30 protein-coding genes are annotated in these 25,101 nt (G+C 60.4%); 14 read left to right on the top strand and 16 right to left on the bottom strand.

All coding sequences use genetic code 11. The features are described from left to right. The first annotated feature begins 194 nt into the window (after nt 1-194). The 8 genes from WH87_RS12680 (at nt 195) to WH87_RS12715 (ending at nt 4,732) form a co-directional block, all read left to right on the top strand. Nucleotides 195-671: a MaoC family dehydratase gene (locus WH87_RS12680; protein WP_046137418.1), complete on the top strand. Its 477-nt coding sequence runs from the start codon at nt 195-197 to the stop codon at nt 669-671. Next, nucleotides 668-1,225: a MaoC family dehydratase gene (locus tag WH87_RS12685; RefSeq protein ID WP_082092677.1), complete on the top strand. Its 558-nt coding sequence runs from the start codon at nt 668-670 to the stop codon at nt 1,223-1,225. The genes WH87_RS12680 and WH87_RS12685 overlap by 4 nt, the downstream gene beginning before the upstream one ends. Before the next feature lie 31 nt (nt 1,226-1,256). Beyond that, nucleotides 1,257-1,601 carry a hypothetical protein gene (locus WH87_RS12690; protein WP_046137417.1) on the top strand — a complete coding sequence of 115 codons (345 nt, stop codon included), beginning with the start codon at nt 1,257-1,259 and terminating at the stop codon, nt 1,599-1,601. 180 nt (nt 1,602-1,781) lie between these two features. After that, the gene (locus WH87_RS12695; RefSeq protein WP_046137416.1) at nt 1,782-2,801 is read left to right on the top strand and encodes a TerC family protein; all 1,020 of its coding nucleotides are present in this window, start codon (nt 1,782-1,784) and stop codon (nt 2,799-2,801) included. A gap of 329 nt (nt 2,802-3,130) precedes the next feature. Beyond that, nucleotides 3,131-3,325 (top strand): hypothetical protein, encoded by a 195-nt coding sequence (locus WH87_RS12700; protein ID WP_046137415.1) that lies wholly within the window; start codon nt 3,131-3,133, stop codon nt 3,323-3,325. A 152-nt stretch (nt 3,326-3,477) separates the two neighbouring features. Continuing rightward, nucleotides 3,478-3,756, top strand: coding sequence for a hypothetical protein (locus tag WH87_RS12705; RefSeq protein WP_046137414.1), 279 nt, complete (start codon nt 3,478-3,480; stop codon nt 3,754-3,756). 113 nt (nt 3,757-3,869) lie between these two features. Next, the gene (locus WH87_RS12710; protein ID WP_046137595.1) at nt 3,870-4,262 is read left to right on the top strand and encodes a VOC family protein; all 393 of its coding nucleotides are present in this window, start codon (nt 3,870-3,872) and stop codon (nt 4,260-4,262) included. A gap of 68 nt (nt 4,263-4,330) precedes the next feature. Continuing rightward, nucleotides 4,331-4,732 carry a GFA family protein gene (locus WH87_RS12715; protein WP_046137413.1) on the top strand — a complete coding sequence of 134 codons (402 nt, stop codon included), beginning with the start codon at nt 4,331-4,333 and terminating at the stop codon, nt 4,730-4,732. Nucleotides 4,733-4,877: 145 nt separating this feature from the next. On the opposite strand, the gene WH87_RS12720 is transcribed toward WH87_RS12715, so the two are convergent. From WH87_RS12720 to petA, 5 genes are all read right to left on the bottom strand, one after another. Beyond that, nucleotides 4,878-5,411, bottom strand: coding sequence for an adenine phosphoribosyltransferase (locus tag WH87_RS12720; protein ID WP_046137412.1), 534 nt, complete (start codon nt 5,409-5,411; stop codon nt 4,878-4,880). Nucleotides 5,412-5,438: 27 nt separating this feature from the next. Further along, a complete protein-coding gene (locus WH87_RS12725) occupies nt 5,439-5,633 on the bottom strand; it encodes a hypothetical protein (RefSeq protein ID WP_046137411.1) in 195 nt (64 codons plus the stop codon). A 140-nt stretch (nt 5,634-5,773) separates the two neighbouring features. Further along, nucleotides 5,774-6,646 carry a cytochrome c1 gene (locus WH87_RS12730; RefSeq protein WP_046137410.1) on the bottom strand — a complete coding sequence of 291 codons (873 nt, stop codon included), beginning with the start codon at nt 6,644-6,646 and terminating at the stop codon, nt 5,774-5,776. A gap of 17 nt (nt 6,647-6,663) precedes the next feature. Next, the gene (locus tag WH87_RS12735; protein ID WP_046137409.1) at nt 6,664-7,914 is read right to left on the bottom strand and encodes a cytochrome b; all 1,251 of its coding nucleotides are present in this window, start codon (nt 7,912-7,914) and stop codon (nt 6,664-6,666) included. A gap of 14 nt (nt 7,915-7,928) precedes the next feature. Next, on the bottom strand, nt 7,929-8,495 hold the full coding sequence (petA, locus tag WH87_RS12740) for a ubiquinol-cytochrome c reductase iron-sulfur subunit (protein ID WP_082092678.1): 567 nt from the start codon (nt 8,493-8,495) through the stop codon (nt 7,929-7,931). Between the two features lie 206 nt (nt 8,496-8,701). Between petA and WH87_RS12745 the strand changes: the two genes are divergently transcribed. The 4 genes from WH87_RS12745 to WH87_RS12760 all read left to right on the top strand — a co-directional run bounded on the left by WH87_RS12745 (nt 8,702) and on the right by WH87_RS12760 (nt 11,462). Then, nucleotides 8,702-9,172: a tRNA (cytidine(34)-2'-O)-methyltransferase gene (locus WH87_RS12745; protein ID WP_046137593.1), complete on the top strand. Its 471-nt coding sequence runs from the start codon at nt 8,702-8,704 to the stop codon at nt 9,170-9,172. Between the two features lie 20 nt (nt 9,173-9,192). Beyond that, nucleotides 9,193-10,065 carry an oxygen-dependent coproporphyrinogen oxidase gene (gene hemF, locus WH87_RS12750; RefSeq protein ID WP_197410806.1) on the top strand — a complete coding sequence of 291 codons (873 nt, stop codon included), beginning with the start codon at nt 9,193-9,195 and terminating at the stop codon, nt 10,063-10,065. Nucleotide 10,066: 1 nt separating this feature from the next. Continuing rightward, the gene (locus WH87_RS12755; protein ID WP_046137408.1) at nt 10,067-11,215 is read left to right on the top strand and encodes an AAA family ATPase; all 1,149 of its coding nucleotides are present in this window, start codon (nt 10,067-10,069) and stop codon (nt 11,213-11,215) included. Between the two features lie 61 nt (nt 11,216-11,276). Beyond that, the gene (locus tag WH87_RS12760; RefSeq protein ID WP_046137407.1) at nt 11,277-11,462 is read left to right on the top strand and encodes a DUF1059 domain-containing protein; all 186 of its coding nucleotides are present in this window, start codon (nt 11,277-11,279) and stop codon (nt 11,460-11,462) included. Here WH87_RS12760 and WH87_RS12765 read toward each other — a convergent pair. The 3 genes from WH87_RS12765 to WH87_RS12775 all read right to left on the bottom strand — a co-directional run bounded on the left by WH87_RS12765 (nt 11,459) and on the right by WH87_RS12775 (nt 14,047). Next, entirely contained in the window at nt 11,459-12,634 is a 1,176-nt protein-coding gene (locus WH87_RS12765; RefSeq protein WP_046137406.1) for a CCA tRNA nucleotidyltransferase, read from the bottom strand. The two genes, WH87_RS12760 and WH87_RS12765, sit on opposite strands and share 4 nt — an antisense overlap. Next, nucleotides 12,631-13,257, bottom strand: coding sequence for a CoA pyrophosphatase (locus tag WH87_RS12770; protein WP_046137405.1), 627 nt, complete (start codon nt 13,255-13,257; stop codon nt 12,631-12,633). Before WH87_RS12770 ends, WH87_RS12765 begins: the two co-directional genes overlap by 4 nt. 232 nt (nt 13,258-13,489) lie before the next feature. After that, nucleotides 13,490-14,047: a GNAT family N-acetyltransferase gene (locus tag WH87_RS12775; RefSeq protein ID WP_082092680.1), complete on the bottom strand. Its 558-nt coding sequence runs from the start codon at nt 14,045-14,047 to the stop codon at nt 13,490-13,492. A gap of 350 nt (nt 14,048-14,397) precedes the next feature. Between WH87_RS12775 and WH87_RS12780 the strand changes: the two genes are divergently transcribed. Beyond that, nucleotides 14,398-15,357, top strand: a complete 960-nt coding sequence (locus WH87_RS12780; protein ID WP_046137404.1) for a glutathione S-transferase family protein — start codon at nt 14,398-14,400, stop codon at nt 15,355-15,357. A 141-nt stretch (nt 15,358-15,498) separates the two neighbouring features. On the opposite strand, the gene WH87_RS12785 is transcribed toward WH87_RS12780, so the two are convergent. Then, the gene (locus WH87_RS12785; protein ID WP_046137403.1) at nt 15,499-15,969 is read right to left on the bottom strand and encodes an NUDIX domain-containing protein; all 471 of its coding nucleotides are present in this window, start codon (nt 15,967-15,969) and stop codon (nt 15,499-15,501) included. Between the two features lie 116 nt (nt 15,970-16,085). On the opposite strand from WH87_RS12785, the gene WH87_RS12790 reads away from it, so the two are divergent. Further along, entirely contained in the window at nt 16,086-16,976 is an 891-nt protein-coding gene (locus WH87_RS12790; protein ID WP_046137402.1) for a metallophosphoesterase family protein, read from the top strand. A 280-nt stretch (nt 16,977-17,256) separates the two neighbouring features. Here WH87_RS12790 and WH87_RS12795 read toward each other — a convergent pair whose 3' ends face one another. The 7 genes from WH87_RS12795 to WH87_RS12825 form a co-directional block, all read right to left on the bottom strand. After that, nucleotides 17,257-17,778, bottom strand: coding sequence for an NAD(P)H-dependent oxidoreductase (locus WH87_RS12795; protein WP_046137590.1), 522 nt, complete (start codon nt 17,776-17,778; stop codon nt 17,257-17,259). 46 nt (nt 17,779-17,824) lie between these two features. Continuing rightward, nucleotides 17,825-18,748, bottom strand: a complete 924-nt coding sequence (locus WH87_RS12800; RefSeq protein WP_046137401.1) for a nucleoside hydrolase — start codon at nt 18,746-18,748, stop codon at nt 17,825-17,827. A 43-nt stretch (nt 18,749-18,791) separates the two neighbouring features. Next, the gene (locus WH87_RS12805; RefSeq protein ID WP_046137400.1) at nt 18,792-20,396 is read right to left on the bottom strand and encodes an FGGY-family carbohydrate kinase; all 1,605 of its coding nucleotides are present in this window, start codon (nt 20,394-20,396) and stop codon (nt 18,792-18,794) included. Between the two features lie 9 nt (nt 20,397-20,405). Then, complete coding sequence (locus WH87_RS12810) at nt 20,406-21,134, bottom strand: SDR family oxidoreductase (RefSeq protein ID WP_046137399.1); 729 nt, start codon at nt 21,132-21,134, stop codon at nt 20,406-20,408. A gap of 15 nt (nt 21,135-21,149) precedes the next feature. Continuing rightward, the gene (locus WH87_RS12815) at nt 21,150-22,220 is read right to left on the bottom strand and encodes an ABC transporter ATP-binding protein (protein ID WP_046137398.1); all 1,071 of its coding nucleotides are present in this window, start codon (nt 22,218-22,220) and stop codon (nt 21,150-21,152) included. 68 nt (nt 22,221-22,288) lie between these two features. Beyond that, complete coding sequence (locus tag WH87_RS12820; RefSeq protein WP_046137397.1) at nt 22,289-23,725, bottom strand: FAD-dependent oxidoreductase; 1,437 nt, start codon at nt 23,723-23,725, stop codon at nt 22,289-22,291. Nucleotides 23,726-23,810: 85 nt separating this feature from the next. Continuing rightward, nucleotides 23,811-25,094, bottom strand: coding sequence for an ABC transporter substrate-binding protein (locus WH87_RS12825; RefSeq protein WP_046137396.1), 1,284 nt, complete (start codon nt 25,092-25,094; stop codon nt 23,811-23,813). Nucleotides 25,095-25,101: the final 7 nt, after the last annotated feature.

Genomic DNA, 25,101 nt, shown 5'->3' on the forward strand with positions numbered 1-25,101 from the left:
AAGAGCGCCGCGCTTGCGGAGCCATACCCCCACCCGGCTCGATCACGGCGTTAGCAAGCTAACGCCTATCTCGCTTCCCTCCCCGCAAGGGGGAGGGTGTCGACTGAGATGCTAGTGCCCCGATCCTCTCGCAATCCCCCTTGCCCCCACGGCCAAAAGGCGCGAGAACGCTCGTTGACGTATAGGGCAAGCAAATGACCAATCCTGTAACCGAAAATCGGCGGCATTTCGAAGATCTGACGCTCGGTGAAGTCATCGACCTGGGCCACACCCTGGTCACCAAGGACATGATCACGAGCTTTGCCCGCGAGTTCGATCCGTTCCCGTTCCACCTCGACGAAGCCGCCGCCAAGGCCTCCCTGCTCGGCGGGCTCGCCTCGAGCGGTTGGCAGACCGGCGCGCTGAGCCTGCGCATGCTGGTCGATAGCTTCCTCTCCAAGCTCGCCTCTGCCGGCGGCCTCGGCTTCACCGATCTGCGCTGGAAAAGTCCTGTCATGGTGGGCGACACCATTGGTGGCACGGTTACCATCGCCGAACTGCGCCGCTCGGAAACCCACCCGCAATGGGGCATCATGGCGCTCGACTTTGACGTCAGGAACCAGAACGGCAAGCAGGTGATGACGATGCGCCTCGCCAATATGGTAGAAACGCGCGAGGGAGCAGTCGCATGACCCGTTGGTTCGAAGACATCATCCTCGACGAAAATTTTGATCTCGGCAGCCACACGTTCAATGCTGATGAAATCATCCGCTTCGCCACGCTATACGATCCGCAATATTTCCACCTCGACGCCGAAGCCGCCAAGCACAGCCATTTCGGCGGCTTGGTCGCCAGCGGGTGGCACACGGTCAGCATCGGACATCGCAAGATGGTGGACACGCTCTTCGCCGAAGAGGACCGCCTGCGCGCCGAGGGCAAGGAGCCCGGCGTGTCCGGCCCCTCCCCTGGCGTTAATTCCATGGAGTTCAAGGCGCCCGTCCGCCCCGGCGACACCGTGAGCTATCAACTGGTCGTCACCGACAAGCGCGCGTCCAACTCCATTCCCGGCTGGGGCCTGCTGTTCAACCGGCTGACAGCGGTCAATCAACGGGGTGAGCTGGTTTACAGCGCCGATCTCGTCGGCTTCTCCAAGCTGCGCGATTACACCATGCCGCTCAAGCTTCGCGTGTTGCTCGCGCTCACCAAACTGCCGGTTATCGGGCCTTTGCTCAAGCGCCGCTCTTGAAAGCGACGCAGTCGCCCTGCACTGTCAATCCATGCGCCGATTCGCCCTCACAGCCTCACTCATCGCCCTCACCGCCACCCCGGCATTCGCCCAATCGTTTCAGGGCAATTGGGGCTGTCGCGACGACACCGCCTCCAAGGCGGGGATCCTGACCATCTATGGCGGGGTCTATGGTTTTGCCTCGACCACGGTGGGCGATAAATCGTCCGGCACCGGCACGGTTACCGGATATCAGGATGGCGTTCAGTTCAACGATGGCGGCCTCAAGGACGCCCGCTCGATCCAGGCCGGACGCGTTGTGCCCGATCCCAATTTCGGCATGGCACTGCAGCTCGAAACAGCCAATGCCATCGTGATGCTGTGCACCCCGCACTAAGCCGATAACGCCTTCCCTGCCTGCCCCTCTGCAGCCCCCAAATGCGATTTTGTCGCGGGGGCTTGAACTTTTCAACCGTTCAGGCATTTTGTCGGTGCGGCGCCGGGCCCCTCTGGCGAGAGTGACTTATACTCTCGTGATGTCGGAGCTGCTCCAACTTAACATGGAGAAGGTCCGGCGATGGAATCGCTTCTTGGCGCCCTTATGGGCGATTTTCTCGGTACTCCCGTCTATTTCTGGGTCGCGTTCCTCGCGATCGTCATTGGCTTACTGGTTTTCGATCTGGGCGTCCTGCACAAGGATGAGCACGAGATCGGGGCCAAGGAGAGCCTGACGCTTTACGGCTTCTACGTGGCCATTGCCCTGGCCTTTGGCGCCTGGGTTTGGTGGCAGCGCGGCGCAGAAGCCGGGCTCGAATTCTACACCGGCTACCTGCTCGAACAGTCGCTGGCGATGGACAACATGTTCGTCATCGCGACCATTTTCGGCTTCCTCGCCATCCCCCGCATCTACCAGCACCGCGTGTTGTTCTGGGGCATTCTGGGCGTCATCCTGTTCCGCGCAGTGCTGATCGGCGTCGGTGCGGCCTTGGTCAACCAGTTCAGCTGGATCCTGCTCGGCTTTGGCGCCTTCCTGGTGTTCACCGGCATTCGCATGTTCAGCCACAAGGACGAAGAGGCCAATCTCGACGACAACAAGGTCTTCCAGTTCATCTCCAAGCGCTTCCGTGTCACCAAGGAACTGCACGGCCGCAATTTCACGGTCAAGCAGCCCGATCCCAAGACCGGCAAGATCGTTACCTGGCTGACTCCCCTGGCCGTGGCGCTGATCATGGTCGAAGTCGTCGATCTGGTGTTCGCCGTGGACTCCGTGCCGGCGGTCTTCGCCGTCACCCAGGACACGTTCATCGTCTACACCTCGAACATCTTCGCCATCCTGGGCCTGCGTTCGCTCTACTTCGCGCTCGCCGCCGCCATGAACCGCTTCCGTTACCTTCAGGTTTCGCTGGCCATCATTCTGGTGCTGGTGGGTATCAAGATCTCGCTCGTACCGTTCCACATCCACATCGACACCCTGCTGTCGCTGGTCGTGACGCTGTCGATCCTGGCCGGTGGCGTGATCTTCTCGCTCTACAAGACCCGCAACGAGGTCAATGTGAGCGTCGATGAGAAGCCCGAAATCGGCCGTCTCGAACCATAACAATCCCGCAAACGGGCCGGCGGTTGACGCCGGCCCGTTCTGCTTTTAGATTTTGCGCCTACCCCAGATGAGGTTTCGCACGAAAATGATCTGATATTTCGCCCCGGACGCCCGACGAGCCGACTGTTCCACGCCAGCGTGTGACCAGTTCTGCGTGGTTGCCGCTCCAGCGAAGGTCAGTTTCATGTGCGCCCTGCCACACTGATGGCACCGCTCATCCCCTCCTGAACGACAGCCCCGGCGTCCCACCAAAACCACGCTTCATCGCGCGGCGCTTTGCGCTGCGCCGTTTTCAAACCCCGCCGCTGCGTTGAAAGCGCCGGACGGGGATGAAGAAAGGCTTTGTCATGCCCAAAAACATGTTCCAGCGTCCTCAGCAGGTCGCCCACTCCAACAACGTGCCGCGCCACGGTGCCCCGATCCCCACCCGCAAGCCGGATGCCAAGAAAATCGTACAGCCTCCACGCGATACGATCACCTTGCCTTCGCTGGGGGATCTACTTGGCAAATTGCCCAAGTCCTAAGGTCAAATCCGCCCCGGCGTTTCGGCGCCGGGGCCTTGGCGCGAGGAGGAACAAATACAAGGGGGACTTGCGGAAATTTACTGTGATGACGGGCACTTGCAACCATTTGGCCGGCCAACCACTTGTTCTTTACAATGAAAGGAGTCCTCAAAATGAAATCAAAATTTGCTCTCGCCCTGGTCTCCGCTCTCGCCCTGAGCGCCGCCATGCCTGCCGTTTCTTTTGCTGAACAGACACGTGATCGCGGCGGTGACAGCCAGCGGGATTTCTCCACATTCCGGTCTGACGCCATTTTGCGCGAACTGCAGGACCGCGGAATTAACGCCACGTCCGTTGAGCCATGGGGCGGCCTGATCCGCGCCTATGTGCAGACTGACCACGGCATTATCATGGAATTCTTCAATCCCGGCAGCCTCACCCCTGCACAATAAACACCAGCCCTGCGCGCCGGGTTCAGCCGGCGAGCAGGGCCGTTTGCTCGCTTGCACCAGTCTCGCCGCATTTCGGGGTTAACCGAGTCGGCTACGACAGCAAGGAGATGACCATGGGTGCCATCCACGAAATCGTATTCGACTGTGACAAGCCCGCGCTTCTGGCCCAGTTTTGGGCGGAGCTCCTCGATGGCTATGCGGTGCGCGACTATGACCAGGCCGAGATCGCTCGGCTCGCCACGCTCGGCCTGACGCCGGAAACCGACCCAACCGTGATGGTCGATGGCCCCGGCCCTTCAATCTGCTTTCAGAACGTCGAAGGCCGCCGCCCCGATAACAATCGCGTCCATTTCGATGTCGAAGTGGCCCAGCGGTCCGATGAAGTCGAGCGCCTCAAGGCCAATGGGGCCGAGATCGTCCGCGTCCTGCCCACCTACACTGTGATGCGCGACCCAGAGGGCAACCAGTTCTGCCTCGTCGATCAGCGTCAGGCCATCGCCGCCTGACGCTACTGACATGCCCTGTCAGCCGGTTTGGACTAGGCTAGGCCCGTCACCAGAACGGAGCGACAGCCATGCCCCTCATCGCGACCTGCCACTGCGGCGCCAGCCAGATCGAGCTGCCCTACGCCCCCACAGCGGCTACCGAATGCAATTGCAGCTTCTGTGCCCGCACCGGCGCCATCTGGGCCTATTTCGCACCCGGCGAACTCAAGTTCATTTCGCAAGCTGACGACAAGACCTATTCGGCCAGCGGCGGCATGAACGCTCATCACTTCTGCAGCACATGCGGCATCCAGACCTGGGGCGACTCGCCTGACTGGGCGTCGATGTACAACAACGACGGGACCTCCAAAACCGGGGACCCCAACGCCATGCCCACCACCCGCATCGTCGGCCTCAACCTGCGGCTAATCGATGATCTGGATTGGTCGACCGTGACGATCACAAAAGTGGATGGACGCACGAGCTGGTAGCGCGTCAAGTCGCTAACGGCCCTGCCCAACACGGTCTCACCCAGAACACCGCGCTGCGCTCGGACCTGATCCGAGCGCCACTATCAGCGTGTGAAATATGGAGAGAGCCCTAGGGGTAGAGCCGGAAACGACTGATGTTTGTGGCTCAGTGCCCTTCAAACGCCATCAGTGCCGTAACCGTTACACCCTCGGCCCCGAGTTTGGCGGCCCCGCCAATATCAGGCAGATCAATCGCGAAGGCCGCTTTGTCAACGGTCGCGCCGGTGCGGCGCAATAGCCCCACTGCGGCGATCGCCGTGCCGCCCGTTGCGATGAGGTCGTCGACCAGCAGAACCTGATCACCCGACTCCAGCACATCGGCGTGGATCTCGATGGTGTCGACGCCATATTCGAGGGCGTAGTTCTGCCCGATGGTCTCGCCAGGCAACTTGCCCTTCTTGCGGATCGGGATGAAGCCGACGCCCAGCGCAATAGCCACGCCAGCACCGAAGATGAACCCACGCGCTTCAATGCCAGCGACATGGGTAATGCCCTGTCCGCGATACAGCTGCGCGATGCGCTCGATGCTTTCCTTGAAGCCTTCGGGATGCTCGATCAGCGTGGTGATGTCGCGGAACAGGATGCCCTTCTTGGGATAGTCCGGAATCGTGCGAACGAGGGCCTTGAGGTCAAGCGACATGGCAGTCCTAAGCTGAGATAGAAAGAATCAGGGAGCCCGGCGGCCCATGAGATGGCGGGCAATAACGCCGGCATTGTAGGCGGCCGAGCGCGTCACGGTGATCGCGGTCTCCCGGGCCTTGGGATTGCTCGCAACGGCCTGAATTCCGGCGCGAACGGCGGGGTGACGGCTCATGGTGAGCGCAGCGCCGACGACTGTAACGGCGATCCGAATTGCAGACATGGCTTCTCCCTTCGTCCCGAAATTGCGAACGCCCCATATTGCGGGCTGAGGCCAGATTGGCAAGGGGTTGAACCCTGTGTGATGGCCTCAAACGACAAAGGGCCCCGAGGGGCCCTTTGCAATCTTTTAGTTCAAGCCGATCAGTGCTCGATACCGCGCCAGATCTTGCGCTTAGTGGCGTACATCAGGCCTGCAAAGACGAACAGGAACAGCAGAACCTTAAAGCCGGTTTCCTTGCGGGCGACGAGGCCAGGCTCAGCCATCCACATCATGAAGGCGGAGACGTCGTGCGAATACTGCTCGACAGTCAGCGGCACTTCTTCGCCGTTCTCACCGGGCTCGTAAGCAACCAGTTCGTCCGACAGTGGCGGGCCCATGCCGATGGCGTGGCCGGGGAAGTAATCGTTGTAGTGCTTGCCTTCGGCCAGCTCAAACGGCGTACCGTCTGAGTTGTGCGGAGCCGATTCTGGCACTTCATCGTGATAGCCGTTGAGCAGCGCGTGGATATAGTCCGGGCCGCCTTCCGAATAACCGGTGAAGTAGTTGGCGATCCACCACAGACCTTCTTCCTTCACGCCGCGGGCCTTGGCCAGCACCGAGAAGTCTGGTGGCATTGCGCCGCCGTTTGCGTCACGAGCGTCCTGCTCGGTGGCGAATGGCGAAGGCCAACGGTCCGCAGCCACACCCTTGCGGGTGCCGCCGTCAGCAGTTGGGTCAGCAATGTCATACTCTGCAGCGAGTGCCTTGACCTGAGCTTCCGAGAAGTTCGGGCCGCCCTTTTCCGAAAGGTTGCGGAACGAGATCAGGCGTGCGCCATGGCAGCTCGAGCACACTTCACGGAACACCTGGAAGCCGCGCTGCAGCTGGTTGGTGTCGTAGGTGCCGAAAATGCCGGCAAAGCTCCAGTTCTGCTTTTCGATAGGAGCGCCACCCTCGGCAGCCTGTGCTGCCGAGACCGATGCGAAGCCTGCGACAAGCGCAATGGCGGCTAGGATAGTCTTTGTGTTGAACATGGTTCCTGCCCCTCTCATCACGCGTGCGACTTGCCGAGGACGCTTTCCGAGATGCTGGTCGGCAGGGGCCGAGGCTTCTCGATGCGGCCAAGAACAGGCAGGATCACGAGGAAGTGGATGAAGTAGTACGCGGTGCAGATCTTGGCCAGGATCACGTAGATGCCTTCTGCCGGTGCTGCACCAAGATAGGTCAGCGCGACAAAGTTGATCACGAACAGCCAGTAGAACCACTTGAACATCGGACGGAAGTTGCCCGAACGCACCTTGGACCGATCCAGCCATGGCAGGAAGAACAGGATGACGATCGAACCGCCGAAGAAGATCACGCCACCAAGCTTGGAGTCGATGAACAGGATGTTGAAGTCGATGGCGCGCAGGATCGCGTAGAATGGCAGGAAGTACCATTCAGGAACGATATGGGTTGGCGTCACCTGGCTGTTGAACTGGATATAGTTATCCGGATGGCCGAGGATGTCTGGTGCAAAGAAGATGAACCACGCGAACGGGATCATGAACAGCACCATGCCGAACGCGTCCTTCATCGTGTAGTACGGATGGAAGGGCAGCGTGTCGCGGCTCGACTTCACGTCAACGCCAGTCGGGTTGTTGTTGCCGGGAACGTGCAGAGCCCAGATGTGGAGCACGATGACGGCGGCAATCACGAATGGCAGCAGGTAGTGCAGCGAGAAGAAGCGGTTCAGCGTTGGGTTACCAACCGAGAAACCACCACGCAGCAGCTCCAGCAGCGGGTTACCGATAACCGGGATCGCCGCGAAGATGTTGGTGATAACGGTCGCAGCCCAGCCAGACATCTGGCCCCATGGCAGCACGTAGCCCATGAAGGCGGTTGCCATCATCAGCACGAAGATCAGCACGCCCAGGATCCACAGGATCTCGCGTGGAGCCTTGTAGGAACCGAAATACATGCCACGGAAAATGTGGATGTAGACGGCGGCAAAGAACATGGAAGCGCCGACGGCATGGGTCGCCTGAATGATGCGACCGCCGTTCACGTCACGGCGAATGTGCTCGACAGAGTCGAACGCCATGGCGACGTTTGGCGTGTAGTGCATGGCCAGGATCACCCCGGTCACGATCTGCACCACAAGGCACATCACGAGGATCGCGCCGAAGGTCCACCAGTAATTGAGGTTCTTCGGCGTGGGGAAATCCATCAGGTGCTCTTTGGAGAACCGGATGATCGGCAGACGTTCATCGAGCCACTTCTCGATACCAGTGCCGGGCGTGTAAGTCGAATGTTCGGACATCGGAAAAGCCCCCACTAACCGATCTGGACCAGCGTATCGCTGATAAATTCATAAGGCGGCAACACCAGGTTAAGCGGTGCGGGGCCTTTGCGGATGCGACCAGCACTGTCGTAGTGCGAGCCATGGCAGGGGCAGAACCAGCCGTCGAAATCGCCCGCCTCACCGATCGGCACGCAGCCGAGGTGGGTACAGTTAGCGATCATGATCAGCCAGTCTTCGTGGCCGGGCTTGGTGCGCTCTTCGTCGGTTGCCGGGTCCTTCAGATCGGACAGTGGAACCGCCTTGGCTTCGTCGATCTCTTTTTGTGTGCGGTGACGCACAAAGACCGGCAAGCCGCGCCAGGTAATGGTAACCGACTGACCAACTTCAATGCCGGCCAGATTGAATTCGATGCTGGCAAGAGCCAGCGTCGACGCATCGGGGTTCAGCTGATTGATAAGGGGCCAGATCGTGGCAGCGGCACCCACAGCCGCAACCGATCCGGTTGCGACGAAGATGAAATCCCGCCGATTCGTTGAATGTTCTGCTTGCGTTGCCAAGGTCCCGTTCCCCGTACGATGCACATCAGACGCGGCCGGCATTGGCGAGCCTATTCCTGCATACGCACAATAGGCTGCCGTCCGCCCTCAAGCGGCCCGTCAGTTAGGGTCCTTTTTGCACTGTCACAGGCGCTTGTCCAGTGCGGCGCGCAGTGACAGCGAACAAGTGCGACACTATACCCAATCTCATCGCGCTCCCTGCCCGGCTAGTGGCCCCCTGCGCCCTGCCCAACCCTGTGGAACCAGCCATGTCGGTCGATCTTGCCCTCTACCAGCCCGACATTGCCAACAATACCGGCACCCTCATTCGTTTAGGTGCCTGTCTGGGCGTTACCATCCATATCATCCACCCCACAGGCTTCCCGTTTTCTGCCAAAACGCTGGCCAGGGCGGGCCTCGACTACGTCGACCACGCCGCCGTGACCGAGCACAATAGCTGGACCCAGTTCGACCAGTGGCGGCGCGAGGCTGGTCGGCGACTCGTTTTACTCACCACCAAGTCTGAAACCTCGGCCTATGCCGTCCCCTTTGCTTCCAATGACATCCTGATGGTTGGCCGCGAAAGCGCCGGCGTTCCCGATGCCGTCGCCGCTGCAGCAGACCTCAGCATACGCATTCCCATGCGCGACGGTTTGCGCTCGATCAATGTGGCGCTCGCCGCGACGCTTATTCTGGGGGAAGCAAAAAGACAGACGGACGGGTTTACAGGGCTCCAATGACGGTTCATGTGACAGATATCATGACACTTCCTCCCAATATCGACGACAAGAAGGCCACAGCACAGGCCTGGTTCCGCGCACTTCGCGACCGCATCTGTGCCGAGTTCGAGGCCATCGAAGCCCAGGTTCAGGGCCCCAATGCCGACATGCCTGCGGGCAAGTTCGAGATCACCCCATGGGACCGCGCCGCCGGCGGCGGCGGCGAAATGGGCATGATCCATGGCCGGGTCTTCCAGAAGGCAGGCGTGCACATCTCGACTGTCCACGGCGAGTTCTCGGCTGATTTCGCCAAGCAGATGCCGGGCACCGAGGCGGGCGCCCAGTTCTGGAGCTCGGGCATTTCGCTGATTGTGCATCCCTGGAACCCCAACGTTCCGGCCGTGCATATGAACACGCGCATGATCGTCACCGGTAAGCAGTGGTTTGGCGGCGGCGCCGACCTGACCCCCGTGCTCGACCGTCGCCGCACCCAGGACGATGTTGATACCGTCGACTTCCACGCTGCCATGCGCGCGGCCTGCGAAAACCGCCCCGGCGTCGACTATGACCGCTACAAGCAGTGGTGCGACGAGTACTTCTTCCTGCCCCACCGCAACGAGCATCGCGGCACTGGCGGCATTTTCTATGATCACCATAATAGCGGTGATTGGGACGCCGACTTCGATTTCACCAAGGCAGTTGGCGAAGCCTTCCTCGGCATTTATCCGGAGCTGGTTCGCCGCAACTTTGAAACGCCATGGACCGATGCGGATCGCCACGAACAGCTGGTGCGCCGTGGCCGCTATGTCGAGTTCAACCTGCTCTATGATCGCGGCACGACCTTCGGCCTCAAGACCGGTGGCAATGTGAACTCGATCCTCTCCTCCATGCCTCCAGAGGTTCGCTGGCCCTGATATGACGCTCACTGCCGTTGACATCACCGGCTACCGATCTGTCCGCGCCATCCATTTTCCGGTGCGGCAGCTCTCGGTGCTGGTGGGTGCCAATGGCGTGGGCAAAACCAATCTCTATCGCGCCCTTGAACTGGTTCACGCCGCAGCAACCGGAACCCTGGCCGAAGACATCGCCAGCCAGGGCGGACTGGGATCGGTATTCTGGGCTGGAGAACGCAAGGCGTCGGAAACGCCGCGACTGACGCTGTCGGTCAGCCTTGACGATATCGGCGGCGGGCCGCGTGACTACGCCGTCGAACTCGGTTTTGCGCCAAGCTACGAAGTTGAAATCGGCTTCCGCGCGCCAGCCACCGCCGCCTTTCCACTTGAGGCCCAAATAAAGGCCGAGCGCCTGACCCTCAAGGGCGGCGCGCGCCCGACAGTGCTGATGGAGCGCAAGCAGGGTATGGCCTGGGCGCGTGACGCCGAAGGTCGCCGTGTGGTGGCCGATGAGAACCTGTTGTCCAACGAAACGGCGCTGTTTGCACTGCGTGGCTACCCCGAAATTGACGCCGTGCGTGAAACACTGGCCGCCTGGCGCTTTTTCCATGGCTTCCGCACGGACGCTGGCTCGCCATTGCGCCAGCCCGGGCTCGCCGTGACCTCGCCGCTCCTGGCCGCCAATGGAGCGAATCTGGCGGCCGTGTTCGCCACGCTGCGGCACATCCGCGAAGACAGCGTCGACCTCGATACTGCAATCGACGACGCATTTCCCGGCGCCGTGCTCGATGTTCCCCTGCCCGAGCAGAACAGCAGCTTCAGCCTGACCTTTCCCGATATGCCCAAGCGCGCCTTCGGGGCAGCGGAGCTTTCGGACGGCACGCTACAGTTCCTCGCCTTAATGGGCGCATTGCTCTCTTATCGTCTGCCTCCACTGATCGCCCTCAACGAACCCGAATCGAGCCTTCACCCCGAATTGCTGCCCGCTCTGGCCCGCGTCATCGCCAAGGCGGCGCAACGCACGCAAATCTGGGTGGTGACGCACTCAACCATTCTCTCGGACGCCATCGCCGCCGAAACCGGCATCCTGCCGCGCGAAGTGATCCGCAAGGACGGCGGTACCTGGCTCAAGGGGCTCAACACCATCGGCACCTTCGCCGACGACGACTGAGGGGAACCCTTCAGCGCTCCCTACCGTTGTGCCACAGGCACATCATCAAGGGAGATCACTGATGAAACGCTTTGACTCAGCCTCGCTTATTCCCGGATCGACATGGCATGCGGAGGCCGAATCCGAGGCCGAAGTTGTCCGCCGCGCCGTGGAAAACCTCCGCAACATGCATGGCGAGACCGAGATTCGCCCCGACATGATCGAACGCATCAAGGAACGCATCGTCGACGTTCCAACCAAGCACTAGCGTTCGAGCATCGCCAGCAGGTCTGATTTATCGAGGGCAAAGCCGCTCTCGATAAACACCCGCTCCAGGCGCGCCAATTCTTGCCCCATCCTCGGTCCCGGCACCACGCCGAGATCGGCTAAGTCGCGACCATTGATGGGAAACGGCTGCACAACCGTCGCGGCCAATTCGCGCGCAGTTTCTGCCAGTAGCGCCCTGCCCCAGGCTCCACGCGCCGCCGCCATTGCAAGGCCTTCCACCGCCATATCGGCATGGCGATAAGCGGCTTCGCCCACCCGACCATCGGCGATCAGCGCCGCCGCAGCCAGAACCTGCCGAGCGGACTTCACGACCTCGCCAGACAGCCGCCAACGCGACTGAGCGCCCTCGAGATCGTCGCCCGCTAAAAGGGCTAGCCGTCCCGTCGGTGATGATCCACCGATCAGCTCATACCCCACCAATGCGTTCAAATCGGTCGCGTCGATGGCCAATAGGCCAATTTCGACCATGCGCGTCAGCGTCAGTGCCACCTTAGGCAGACCTAACATGCGCAGTAACTCACTGCCCACCCGCTCCGCGGACAGATGCTCAAGCTTGCCCGCAGCGGCGGCACAGGCCACCAGTCCTGGCTCATCGAACATTTCTGCGCCATGGCTCGCCGTGAAGCGGAAGAAGCGATAGACGCGCAACCCATCTTCTTCGATCCGTTGATCGGCATCGCCAATGAACCGCACACGGCCCGCCAACGCATCCTCAACGCCCTTGAGCGGATCAAACAGCGTACCGTCCGCCGCGCAATAAAGCGCATTGAGGGTGAAATCACGCCGACTGGCGTCCTCGACCCAGCTGCTGCCGAACGCGACCACCGCATGGCGGCCATCGGTCTCGACATCGCGCCGCAGCGTCGTCACCTCCGCCAGCGTCTCGCCGAGCTTTAGTGTCACCGTGCCATGCTCGATGCCGGTTGGGTAATGTGCAATCCCCGCCGCCTTGGCCCGCGCAATCACCTCGTCGGGCAGCAATTCCGTCGCCAGATCGATGTCCGGATTGTCTCGCTGGCGGCCCAGAATAGTGTCGCGCACCACTCCGCCCACAGCCCGGGTCCGGCGTTTGGCACCATCGAGAGCGGCGAAAATCGCCTGTGTCTCGGGCCGCACCAGCCACTCCGCCGCTTCGAGCGCCTTGATACTCATGCCGCAGCCTCGTCCATCGCCAGGTCGCGGAAGCGCCGCGTCAAATTGGCGGTAATGCCCCAGATGCGATGCCCGTCATGGTCGATCTGCCAGGTGCGATGCTCCTTGCCATCCCGCTTGATGCGGAATTCGCCATAGGTCTGCGGATTGAGAATCCGCGACAGTGGCACTTCGAACACCGAATGCACCTCGCCCGGGTTGGGCACAAATGGCCCGCTCGGCTCAACTACCGCCACGACAGGCGTAATCAGATAATTGGTGCCGGTGAAATAGGTCGGCATGAAGCCCAGAATGCGCGCATCGCGCCGCTCCATCGCCACTTCCTCAAACGCCTCGCGCAACGCGGCAGCGCCCGCATCGCTGTCTCCGGCATCCACCTTGCCGCCCGGGAACGCCACCTGCCCCGAATGGGCCCGCAGATCGGGCGAGCGCTCGGTATAGAGCACCGTATGGCCCTCAGGCCGTCGAATCAGGGCGATCAACACCGCCGCTGGCACCGGCGGGCGCGCAAATGGCCGCTCCGGCGCCCAATCTGGCACCAGGGTTTCTGCCGCTGGCAGCTCCGGCGGCACACTCAGCAGCCGCGTTACAAGGCGATCAATAATTGCGTCGTCAGCCGACAAGGCCACACCAGAATATGTTTCGTTGCACCCAGCTTAGGCGACCTCGCAGCCCACCGCACCTGTTTTGGGATCAACACAAGTATTCGATGGGCCCGTTACCCATCTACCCCACCCACCGGCGCTGCCCTCGGACTTGATCCGAGGGTCACTCGTAACCCGGCACAAGCGGACAAAAGCCCTCGGATCAAGTCCGAGGGCAACACGGTGATGGAATTAGAAATGACGGAAAGCCTCAGCCCTGCTGAAACGCGCCGATCTTGCCGGAAAGCGTGGTCGCCAGCGACTTGTCTTCGGCAAACACCAGCACGCGGGTTGGATCGACCGGACCGGGGAATTCGATATTGCCAGGCACGGTTGGCTCCCAGCCAAGCGGGCAGTAATAGTCGCGGTCGCCTACCAGCATGACGAACTGGCCTTCGCCCCGTGCCAGCGTCCGCTTTGTCACTTCGCGCGCCAGCAGCTTGCCGGCGCCGAGCTTGCGGAAATTGGGATGGGTGGCCAGGGGGCCGAGCATGTAGCCGTTAATGCCGCCAATGCTGATCGGGGTCATCCAGACCGAGCCGCAAGGCGTGCCCTCAACCTCAGCAACAAGGCTCAGGCTCTTGTCGATGGGGAACTGCTCGCGAATGCGAAACGCCGTGCGCGCAAACCGACCGGGACCAAAGGCAATCGCCTGCAAATCCTCGATGAACGCATCATCGGCATCCGTCGCTGGGCGCACGGTGGGAACTTTGGCAAGAGTCGAAGGAGCGATGGCGGCGGCAGCCGAAGTCTGAGCGACAGAGGTCATCACAATGATCCAGGATGGAGATGCGTAGGACAAACCCGGCGCTAAAAAGCACCGTTCAAAGGACCACTTATGGTCGTCGTGTCACCAGCAAAACCTTTACCATCCTGGGCGCCTCCGACGCCTGATTTCCGCATTAGCACCACAGGGACCTCGCGTAAACAAAAACTCATGTCCGCACCCCGCTATTTCAAATCGATGTTCGGCCTCTGTGTTCAAAATGCACAACACTTCGTTGCGTCATCCCGGCCTTATCGTTCTGGCTACCCAAGGCTATGTCTCAGGCAACGCAATTCGACGCTGGGGAGTTAGCCTCCCCAACACGTCCAGAACATGACGGAAAGGGTACGATCTTGGGACAATTGATCGACGGAAAGTGGTCCACACAGTGGTACGATACCAAAAAGACCGGCGGTAAATTCGAGCGTGCCCAGGCGGGCTTCCGCAACTGGGTCACCGCCGACGGCAGCGCCGGCCCGACGGGCGAAGGCGGCTTCAAGGCCGAGGCCGGCCGCTATCACCTCTATGTGTCGCTGGCCTGCCCCTGGGCGCACCGCACGCTGGTTTTCCGCAAGCTGAAAAACCTCGAAGACCTGATCTCGGTCTCCATCGTCTCACCCAAAATGCCCGACGAAACCGGCTGGAGCTTCGACAAGCAAACCGGCTCGACCGGCGACGCGCTGTTTGGCCATGACTATATGTGGCAGATCTATACCCAGGCCGTGCCTGACTATACCGGCCGCGTCACCGTGCCCGTGCTCTGGGACAAGCAGACCGGCAAGATCGTGTCGAACGAAAGCTCGGAAATCATCCGCATGTTCAATTCGGCCTTCAACGAGCTGACCGGCAATGATGATGACTACTATCCTGAGGCCCTGCGGCCCCAGATCGATGCCATCAACTCACGCGTCTATGACGACATCAACAATGGCGTCTACAAGGCCGGCTTTGCCACCACGCAGGAAGCCTATGAGGGCGCTGTCACCAAGCTGTTCGACGCCCTCGACTGGGTTGAAGGCATCCTTGGCGAAACCTCATACCTGACCGGCGACACCATCACCGAAGCCGATTGGCGCCTGTTCACCACGCTGGTCCGCTTCGATGCCGTCTATGTCGGCCACTTCAAGTGCAATCGCCAGCGCATCGCCGACTACAAGAACATCTCGCACTATCTCAAGGCGCTCTACGAAGTGCCCGGCGTCAAGGAAACGGTCGATATCGACCACATCAAGACGCACTATTACTGGAGCCACATCACGATCAATCCAACCCGGATTATCCCGCTCGGGCCGGAGCTGCCATTTTTGAAGTAACGCTTCTTCACCTCTCCCTTGGAGGAGAGGTCGACGCCCTATGGGTCGGGTGAGGGGGCCTTTTCTGGGCGAGGTGCGTGCGAAATGCCCCCTCACCCGCCGCTGCGCGCCGACCTCTCCTCCAAGGGAGAGGTGAAGCCCTCAATACCCCCAGACATCCCGCTTGGGCTGCTTGTCGAAATACTCGTCGATCCGTTGCGAGGTAGCTGGCGTCACCTTCTCAGGCAGCGCATGCCGATCAAACCACGCGACCTCGGAAATCTCGTGGTCAGCCTTGCGGTCGAACACCTTCTCGAAATTCTTGGCGACATAGAAAGCCACGTGGTCACGGTTCGTCACCGGGCTCGTATTGTGATAGATGCCGAACAATTCCATGGAACCGATCACGCGATAGCCGGTTTCTTCGAGTGTCTCGCGCGCGCCAGCAAACTCGAGCGTTTCACCCGGGCTGACGCCACCGCCGGGGAATTGCCAGCCCGGCACATAGGTATGGCGAATGAGCAGCACCTTGTCGCCATCCACCACCATCACGCGGGAGCCAACGGTCATCCGGTGCCACAGGCCCTTGAGGGTCAGGAACACCTTGGCGCGCCACTGCTGAAAGCCATTCATTTGCATCACTTAATCCCTTTGAGCCCCACCGGTAGCAGAGGTTTGATCACGACAAAATCGCCCTGCATGCCGATTGACCGTTTTCTTGCCCTTCGCCTTCTGGCATTACCCGCTTAATGACAACTCTTGCCCACATCTCCGACATTCATTTGTCGCCCATGCCTGAGGTCGCTCTGCGCGATCTTTTGGGCAAGCGTTTGACCGGCTATCTGAACTGGAAGCTGAAGCGGCACGACGAGCTTAACAGCGAAACGCTGGCGAGCCTTGTCACCCATCTTCAGCAACAGAATGCCGATTTCACCGCAGTCACCGGCGATCTCGTCAACTTGGCCATGCCCGTCGAAATCGAGCGCGCAGGGCGCTGGCTCGATGCACTGGGCCAGCCTGACCGGGTCTGCGTCTCCCCCGGCAATCACGACGCCTATGTCCCCGGCGCGCTGGAAACCGCGCAACGGGTCTGGGGCCCCTATCTCCAGGGCGAGACGCTCGATGGCGCGGTTTTCCCTTTCGTGCGCCGCGTCGGCGACGTTGCCGTCATTTCCTGCTCCAGCGCGGTGCCCACCCGTCCCTTCTTGGCCGTGGGCCGGTTCGATGAAGCCCAGGCCGACCGCTTGGGGCGCATCCTGCGCGTCATGGGCGAGGCCGACTATTTCCGCACCGTGCTGATCCATCACCCGCCCAATCCTGAGCTGCAGCACCCCTCCTTTGGCCTCAAGGGCCACAAGCTGTTCCGCCAGGTGATCGCCGAGCACGGTGCCGAACTGATCCTGCACGGCCACACCCACCGCTCCTCGATCCACTCCATCCCCGGCAAGGGCCATGAAGTGCCCGTCGTCGGCGTGGCAGCCGCCAGCGCCGCCCAGGGCGGCACGCTGGACGACCCTGCCCGCTACAACCTCTTCAAAATCGAACGCTCCGGCACCAGCTGGACCTGCACCATGCGCGAATACGGCTTCCAACGCCTCGGCAACGAAATCGTCATGCGCCTACAAATGCGGATCTACTAGACGGTTCGCCGAGCGTTGCACTTACTCGGCGCCCATAGTTCATTCTCTGGATCTAAGTGGCTCAAAAAACGCAGCAGCACTGGTGAAAGTCGCGCAGCGTTGCGCTTGAGACTTCCCAAAGGCGGGTAGCCTCTGTTGATCGGCTTCACAAAGAAACAGACGATTACGGCTTCGTTAATATCGCGCCGGGCTCTTCGAATAGCTGGCTTTCTGGGCTAAGGGGTATCGTTCGGCGACCTGATGTCGACTTAGAAGAGTGCGTCACAAGACCAAGCGTATTTCAAAATGCCTCCCCGAACAGCATAGTGGCGCGCTCAATTCGCTCCCGCAATTTGTCAGCGACTGGCACATAATTAACGAACTCGTCGTCGACCGCGAAGATTGCATAGGCTGAGATCTGGGCCGAAAAGAACCCAAATAGCGGGCGCAACTGATGCTCAACGACAAGCGAATGGCGCTGACTTCCGCCGGTGGCGCTCAGTAGCACAGGCTTTCCTGCCAATGCCCTCGGATCGACGAAGTCGATAAGATGTTTGAACAGCCCAGGATAGGACCCCTTGTAAACCGGTGTCGTCACCACGATCGCGTCAGCGTTTTCAATGGCCTCGACCACGGCGCGCGCCTCGGTTGATAGTTCATCGCGTGTATAGGCTCCGCCCAAAGACCGTCCGGCATCCAGCAGGTCCAGCGACAAGAGTTCTACATCGGCATGTCGCGCCAGGCTTCGCCCTATGAACGCCGCCAGGGCGCGTGATTTGGAAGGTCGTTGCGTATTGCCGGATAGCAACACGACCTTTGCCACGCCCGTGCGCGATACAGTCTTGGCCTCGCCGAGGGGCCCCTGCCCATTATCGGGCAAAGGTCTGCAACTTTGCGAAAAAGTCGGACATGATGGCATTGCGGTCAATCCGGTGCACATAGCGCATCAGATGCCGGCTGCGATCACTGCTCCAGGTGGGAATATCGGTGAGAATTGGCGTTGGCACGAGCACGCTGGGGCACCAGTCTGGGTCAATCAACCAGGCAATTGCGGCCATGTCCCAAATAACCTTGCTCCAGCCAGCCTGGTTTTCTCCCGCATACTCCTTGAATCGCAGCGACAAGAAGCGACCGATTTCGCCATATGGCTCCACATATCGCTCGATCTCTGGCACCGTACTTACCAGGTGCGAAACCACACCTCGGCAGGGCACGAGAACCAACGGCACGCCACTGTTCAACAGCACCTGCGCCCCGCCAACATCCTGTTGCAGGTTGAATTCGTTGGTATCGGCCCATTCCAGCGCATGGCCGCCCAGCCACACCACAACGATGCGGTCAATGATTTCTGGAGCCTTGAGAAGGGCCGAAGCCACATTGCTGATCGCAGCAATTGCGACCACATAGAGCGGGTCTTCCGGTGTGGACAGCCGCGCCCGCTGTATCAAGTCATTAACGGCATCGGCCTCCTGCGCAACCTTGGTCGGGCCCACGAAATCGGTGACGCCGCGGAAGACGAAGCCGTCGGCAGAGCGCCCAAGCCTATCGAGCAGGCGTTTAATCTCACCAAAGCTGAGTTCCATGCCGTGGCCCGGGCTATTGGAACGCGGATTGAGAAATGGCGCGGCATAGATCGCCTCGGCTGCGATGCGATCGGCCGATAGCAGCATTTGAGTCAACGCAAACTGATCGTCAATTTCGTTGAACGTATCTGTGTCCAGCACCGCCCGGATTTTGCCGCGCGGCGGCTCCAGCAGCTTCAGCCTCTGGGCTTCAGTCAGCTTGAAAACCATGTCATGTCCTCTTTCGATAGCCGTTGGGCGATCACCAAATGCCTTAGTGGTCGCGCATGTCTCGGTAGACCGCCTGAAGTTTCAGGAAGGTCTGATGTCGACGTTGATGGATGGAACGCGACGCATCATCAGGGTTGATGACATCATCGACCCGGGACATATCGGCCATGACGGATTCCACGTTGGGTGCCTGCCCTGACGCGACCTTGGCAAGCATCGCTGAGCCCAACAGCACTGGCTCGTCAGTTCTTACGGTGGCTATGGCGATCCCCGCGGCATCGGCAAGCATGCGCCGAACCAGGCGGCTTCGCGCTGCTCCGCCACTGACAACGACAGTGGAAATATCGATATTCTTGGCACGGAGCGTGTCGAGTATCTGGCGGAGGCCGTAACCAATCGATGCCAACCCCACAAGATAGAGGCGGACCAAACTGGCTTCGTCGGCTTCAAGACTTAGACCCGCGATGATGCCCCTTGCCTGCGGGTCGGCAAAAGGCGCGCGATTACCCAGAAACTCAGGGACAACATGTAGCCCTTCGATCAGGTCTGTCGGCGCACCTCCCGCCAGCAGCACCTGCGCACGCTGGTCGAGCCATTGAGTAAGACCGACTCCCGCCAGTTCCGCTTGGCGGAGCGCTTCGGGGGCGTAGGGATGAAGTAGCACCAGATGATCAATGGCAGCCCCTGCCGCCGATTGCCCACCTTCATTCAGCCACATGCCCGGCATCAAAGCCGAGTAATACGGCCCCCAGATTCCGGGAACGTGAACCGGTTCACGGGTCACGTTCAGGGTGCAGGCCGAGGTTCCGAAGACGTATGCTAACCGCTGTTCTACAGCGCCCGGCAGGCCAGCGGCGCCCAATGTCCCGATGGCGCCTGCATGAGCGTCGATGATGCCTGCGGCAACGGGTGTGTCCGGTGACAACCCAAGTTCGGTGGCCGCCTGCGCGGTCAGGCCAGATGCCAGGCTGGTGCCAGGATCGACAATCTGGTTGCCAATGCGCGCGAAGCCATCAGCCTTGAACGCACTGAGGCCGATCCTGTCAAAATAGCTCTCATCCCAGGCGCTCTCATGGGCAAGATAGGTCCACTTGCACGTAACCGTGCAGGTGGAGCGCACAAGGCTTCCAGTCGCCTTCCACGTGAGAAAGTCGGCAAGATCCATAAGGTGGGCAGCACGAGCAAGGCCGTCCGGTAGGTGGCGTGCCAGCCACAGGATTTTGGGCGTCTCCATCTCGGGCGAGATGCGTCCCCCGACATAATCGAGCACACGCGCGCCACTCTGATTGATCTCCTCGGCCTCGAGGGTCGCGCGCTGATCCATCCACAGGATGATGTTGCGGTCGTCCTCTCCGTCGGCATTGACTGCAACGGGTCCACCGGCACCGTCCACCACCACCAGTGAACACGTTGCATCAAACCCGATGCCAGCCACGGTGTCAGGCGTTATCCCTGAATCATTCAGAACAGCCCGTACCGACGCACAAACCGCCTGCCAGATATCCCGGCTAGACTGCTCGGCGTGCAGGGCCCGTGGCCGCCATATCTGGATTGGCCGACTGGCCGTTGCCAAGAGCATGCCTTCGCTGTCGAAGAGCCCGGCGCGGGCCGAGCCGGTGCCAACGTCAATGCCGATAAAGTGCGCCATTGCCAAATCCTAGAGATCCAGACTGCGTGGAATAATCACCAGATCGCGAATGGTGACTTTGGGATTGCGCGTCAGCATGAAAATCACGGCCTCCGCCACCTCATCGGCTCCCATCAGACTGCCATTGGAGAGCGCGTCCTCCAGCTTGGCCTTTGGCCAGTCATCGATCAGCGGCGTTACCACCGGACCCGGCAAGACCGAGCCAACGCGCACGCCCTGAGCCGCAACCTGACGGCGAACGGTATGGACGAACGCCTGCACGGCGTGCTTGGACGCGGTGTAGATTGGCTCCCACATAACCGGGACGACGCCGGCAACTGACGATGTCACGATGACATCGCCAGACCCATTGGCGATCATATGGCCCAACACGGCATGAACGGAACGAAAGACCGCGTTGACGTTGAGGTTGAGCATGCGATCCCATGCGTCTGGATCACCCTCAGCTACGAGACCACCAACATATGAGCCGGCGTTCGCGTGAAAAATGTCCAGGCGATCTGTATGCTCAAGGATAGCGGGCAACATCTGGGCCTGGCTCTCAGGCGCCAGTAGATCCACCTCGATAGGAATTGCGAGGTCACCAAGCTCTTTTGCGCGCGCGGCAAGCGCAGCGCCGTTTCGATCCACCAGGAACGTTTTGACCCCGGCAGCAACGAGATGCTTGGCGCATTCAAATCCAATGCCCGAGCCCGCTCCAGTGATCGCCGCTGTCTTCCCTGCAAGTGTCTGTGCCATAGTCTTATTTCAGTCCTAGTTTTCTAAGTCGCTGGCGGGGAAAAGGCGAACATCCGTATCGGCAAAGCTGAACGAGACATTGGCATCGAGAGCCAACTCGACATCGCCCGGCAAAACCGCCAGAAGCGGCGACCCATCTGCCTGCCGGATACTAATTACGGTCTCCGGTCCCATGCGTTCGACCAGCGTCACCGTTCCGCTGACCTGATGCGGCCCGGGATTAAGTGTCAGCGCCTGGGGGCGCACGCCAAGCAACGCCTTACCGGGCCCTGAGACGCGACCGGATGGAACGACAAGATGTTCGAAGCCCGGTTGGGCGAGACGTACTTTGCCGTCTTCGACAGATGTCACATCCACCTTCAACAGGTTCATTCTGGGGGAGCCGATGAACCCTGCGACAAAGGCGTTACAGGGATTGCGATATAGCTCCATTGGCGCGCCGACTTGCTGCACGACACCGCCCTTGAGCACGACAATCTTGTCGGCCAGCGTCATCGCTTCGACCTGATCGTGCGTGACGTAGATCATCGTCGCGGCAAGGTCGCGATGCAGTTTGGCGATCTCCGTGCGCGTCTCCATGCGCAGCGCGGCATCCAGGTTCGAGAGCGGCTCATCGAACAGGAAGATCGAGGGCTCCCGGACAATGGCGCGACCGATGGCGACGCGCTGCCTTTGCCCGCCTGAAAGCTGACTTGGCTTGCGGTCCAACAGGTGTTCCAGCTTCAGAATGGTCGCCGCCTGCAGGACGCTCTTATCGATTTCCGCCTTGGGCGTCTTCCGCAGAGAAAGACTGAAGCCCATATTTTCGGCCACGGTCAGGTGCGGGTAAAGCGCATATGACTGGAAAACCATGGCAATGCCGCGGTCACGCGACGGCACGTCATTGCTGACCTTGCCGTCAATTTCCAGCGTGCCACCGGAGATTTCCTCCAACCCGGCAATCAGGCGCAGGAGCGTAGATTTACCGCACCCAGAGGGGCCCACGAACACCACGAACTCGCCATCCTCGATGTCGAGTTCCACGCCCTTAATAACCTCGACGCCGCCGAAGTCTTTTTTCACGCCGCTCAGTTTCAATTGAGCCATAAGTTCTCTCCTCTCGCGCAGAGGCGGCCTGCATCATCTGCAGGCCGCAGCGCCTACGCGGCTATGTCTCAGGCAGGAACCGAGACGTCTTCGGTTTCAGGCGTCAGCCGCTCACCTTCGAGACCGCGCAGATAAGCGCCGTTGTCGAGCAGCTTGCGGCGTAGGGCGTGGATATCGACTTCGGACGGCAGGATATCCTGCGTCACCGCAATGCCAGCAGCGCGCCCAGCAGCTTCACCCATGGCCATGCAGGTCGCCATCACCCGGATCGCTCCCATTGCCTCGTGCGTGGCCGAAATCGATCGGCCAGCAACAATCAGGTTTTCGATATGAGCCGGCAGAAGCGAGCGGTAGGGAATGTCGTAGCAATCGCCGCACCAGATCAGTGTGCATCCCTCGTCGCCAGGGCGATGGATATCGATCGGGTAGGATGCAACCGCGATGGCGTCCTCAAAGTGCCGGCACCCCAAGACGTCCTGCTCGTTCATCGTGTAGCGGCCGACAATGCGGCGAGTTTCACGGATGCCCAGGAATGGCGCTGTCTTGGTGAAATGGGCGTCCTCAAAGCCGGGGACATAGTTGACCAGGTACTCAACGATGTCGTCGATCTGACGCCGCGCGACAATTTCACCATTGGTCAAGGAGCGAGCATCGGTACCATCGGTACCGGTAACCCGTGTCATGTTGATCCATACCTCGCCCTTCTTCAGGCCGGTGATGATGATCGTCCGCTCGTTGGGAATCTCAAGATTGCGTTCGGTCCGCGCCTTGGCGATCAGCTCGCGCAGGCCGACGACGATGAACTGGTTGTTCTGGCCGAAATACTCCGCAGGAATGAAGTCGGTCAGATAGGTGCGCTTCTCGACAGCGATCGAGGTCCGCAGCTTTTCAGTGTCAACATTGGACAGGCAGAACATCAAAGTTGGTGGCTGCATGCCGCCGTGCTCGTTGCCTTTTTCAGTTGCAACGCCGGCTCGATAGGCGACATCGGCATCGCCGGTGCAGTCGATCACCACCTTGGCGATAACGACATTGCGGCCGCTCTTGCTCTCGGTGATTACCCCGCGAATGGCAGAGCCATCATCGCTCATGATAACCCCGGCCACGAAGGTGTAGAAAACCACGTCGACACCGGCCTCAGTGAGCATTTCAAGACCGACTGTCTTGACGGCCTCGGGCTCCACCAATGTGATGCCCATATGCAACGGGCAGGGACGATGTTCGGAAGCAGCGTCGCGAACCTTCAAGCGATCAATAAACTTCTGCGGCAGGCCATAGATGACCTGATTGCCCTTCTGGCCCAGAAAGCCCAGCACCGGCAGCCCGATCGTCATGTTGCCGCCGACAAAACTGCGGCTTTCGAGCAACCCAACCTTGAGACCATCTTCGGCCGCAGCCAGCGCCGCCGTCAGCCCTGCCGGGCCACCTCCAACAACAAGGACATCATATTCAGCGCTGACTTCGAGTTCGCGCGCCGGTTCGGTAAAGGTCAGAGGGGTGTCCATGACATGGATCCTGGGTACATGAGCTTAAGAAGGGGGTGGAGGCGAGGTGGTGAGGGACGGCCAGCGCCGCCCCTCACGGGCATGGTTACGCTGGCAGCAACGGCTGAATGCGCGCCTGCATGGAAGCGACTGCGTCCTGCGGCGACTTGCGGCCCAGCACTGCGAGCTGGACTTCCTCGATAAAAATCTGCTGGGCACGAGCAGCTTCGGCGAAGGGCGGGAACGCGCCGCGCGCATTGGCCAGAACCTGAGACTCGATCTCGGCAAGAGCATTCTTGGCGGTCAGTTCGGGCTCAAGGAACGTCGAAACGCGGGCCGGGCCGTTGCCGTTGAGCGCCATGCCCAGTGTGTTCTTCTTGGATGAGACTTCCTTGATGAACTGCCAGGCGAGGTCCTTGTCGACAGCATTGGCAGGAATGGTCATCGCCCAGGCTTCCACCACAGCGGACATTTCGACCTTGCCCTTGAGCGTTTCGGAGATCGGGAAGCCGATGGCTTTGATCTTGCCTGCGTAATTAGAGACCGCAGGGTCATTGAGCTGAGCTGCGCGGGCAAACGGCAGCACGGAGAATGCCGCGCGACCCTGCTGCATCCATGTCAGGAGCTCTTCGCCTTTGTTCGTCGCATAGGAACGAGGCAATGCCCCCTTCTGGAACATGTCGGCCATCACAGTCAGAGCAGTCTGCATTGCGGCCGGATCGGGCAACAACTCGAAGTCGCCATTGATGAAATCACCGCCAAAGGCGCGTGCAAACATTACCGGGAACACGGCCAGATCCGAAGCCAGGATCATGCCGGTGGCCTTGCCATGCTCGCTGATGGCGATCGTCTGTGCGACCAGTTCCTCAAGCGTCGTCGGGGGAGCGTCAAAACCAGCTTCGGCCAGCAATTCCTCGTTGTAGAACAGGCCCTGCGTCGCCGTGCGGACCGGGATGCCGATGAGACGGCCATCGATAGTCATGCCGCGCACCAGACCGGCGGCGATATCGTCAAACGCCTCGATCGGGTCCTTGTCCTGGTATTCCTGCAGTGATTCGAACAGCTTGGCATTGTCGCTGGTGGGTCGATTGTCGACCATGTAGCCGACCGAAAAATCGGTCTGCGCCAGGCTGGCTTCACGGAAGAGACGATCCATCAGAGGATTGGAGTCGAGCGTAGTGAACACCACATCGGTATCGTGCTCCTGCTTCCAGGCGGCCAGCAGGTCCTTGTCACCCTCGCCCAGCGAGGTCTGGTGCACCCGGTGGCTCAGCACCTGCAGGGTCTTGGATTGGGCAAAGCTGGGCCCGGCTGCCATCAGGGCGATACCGCCGGCCACTGTTCCCAGGAAATGACGCCGAGTGATACGGAATGTGTTGGATTCAGACATAGTTTCC

Origin of the sequence: Devosia epidermidihirudinis (assembly GCF_000971295.1) — a bacterium.
Classification (GTDB): domain Bacteria; phylum Pseudomonadota; class Alphaproteobacteria; order Rhizobiales; family Devosiaceae; genus Devosia; species Devosia epidermidihirudinis.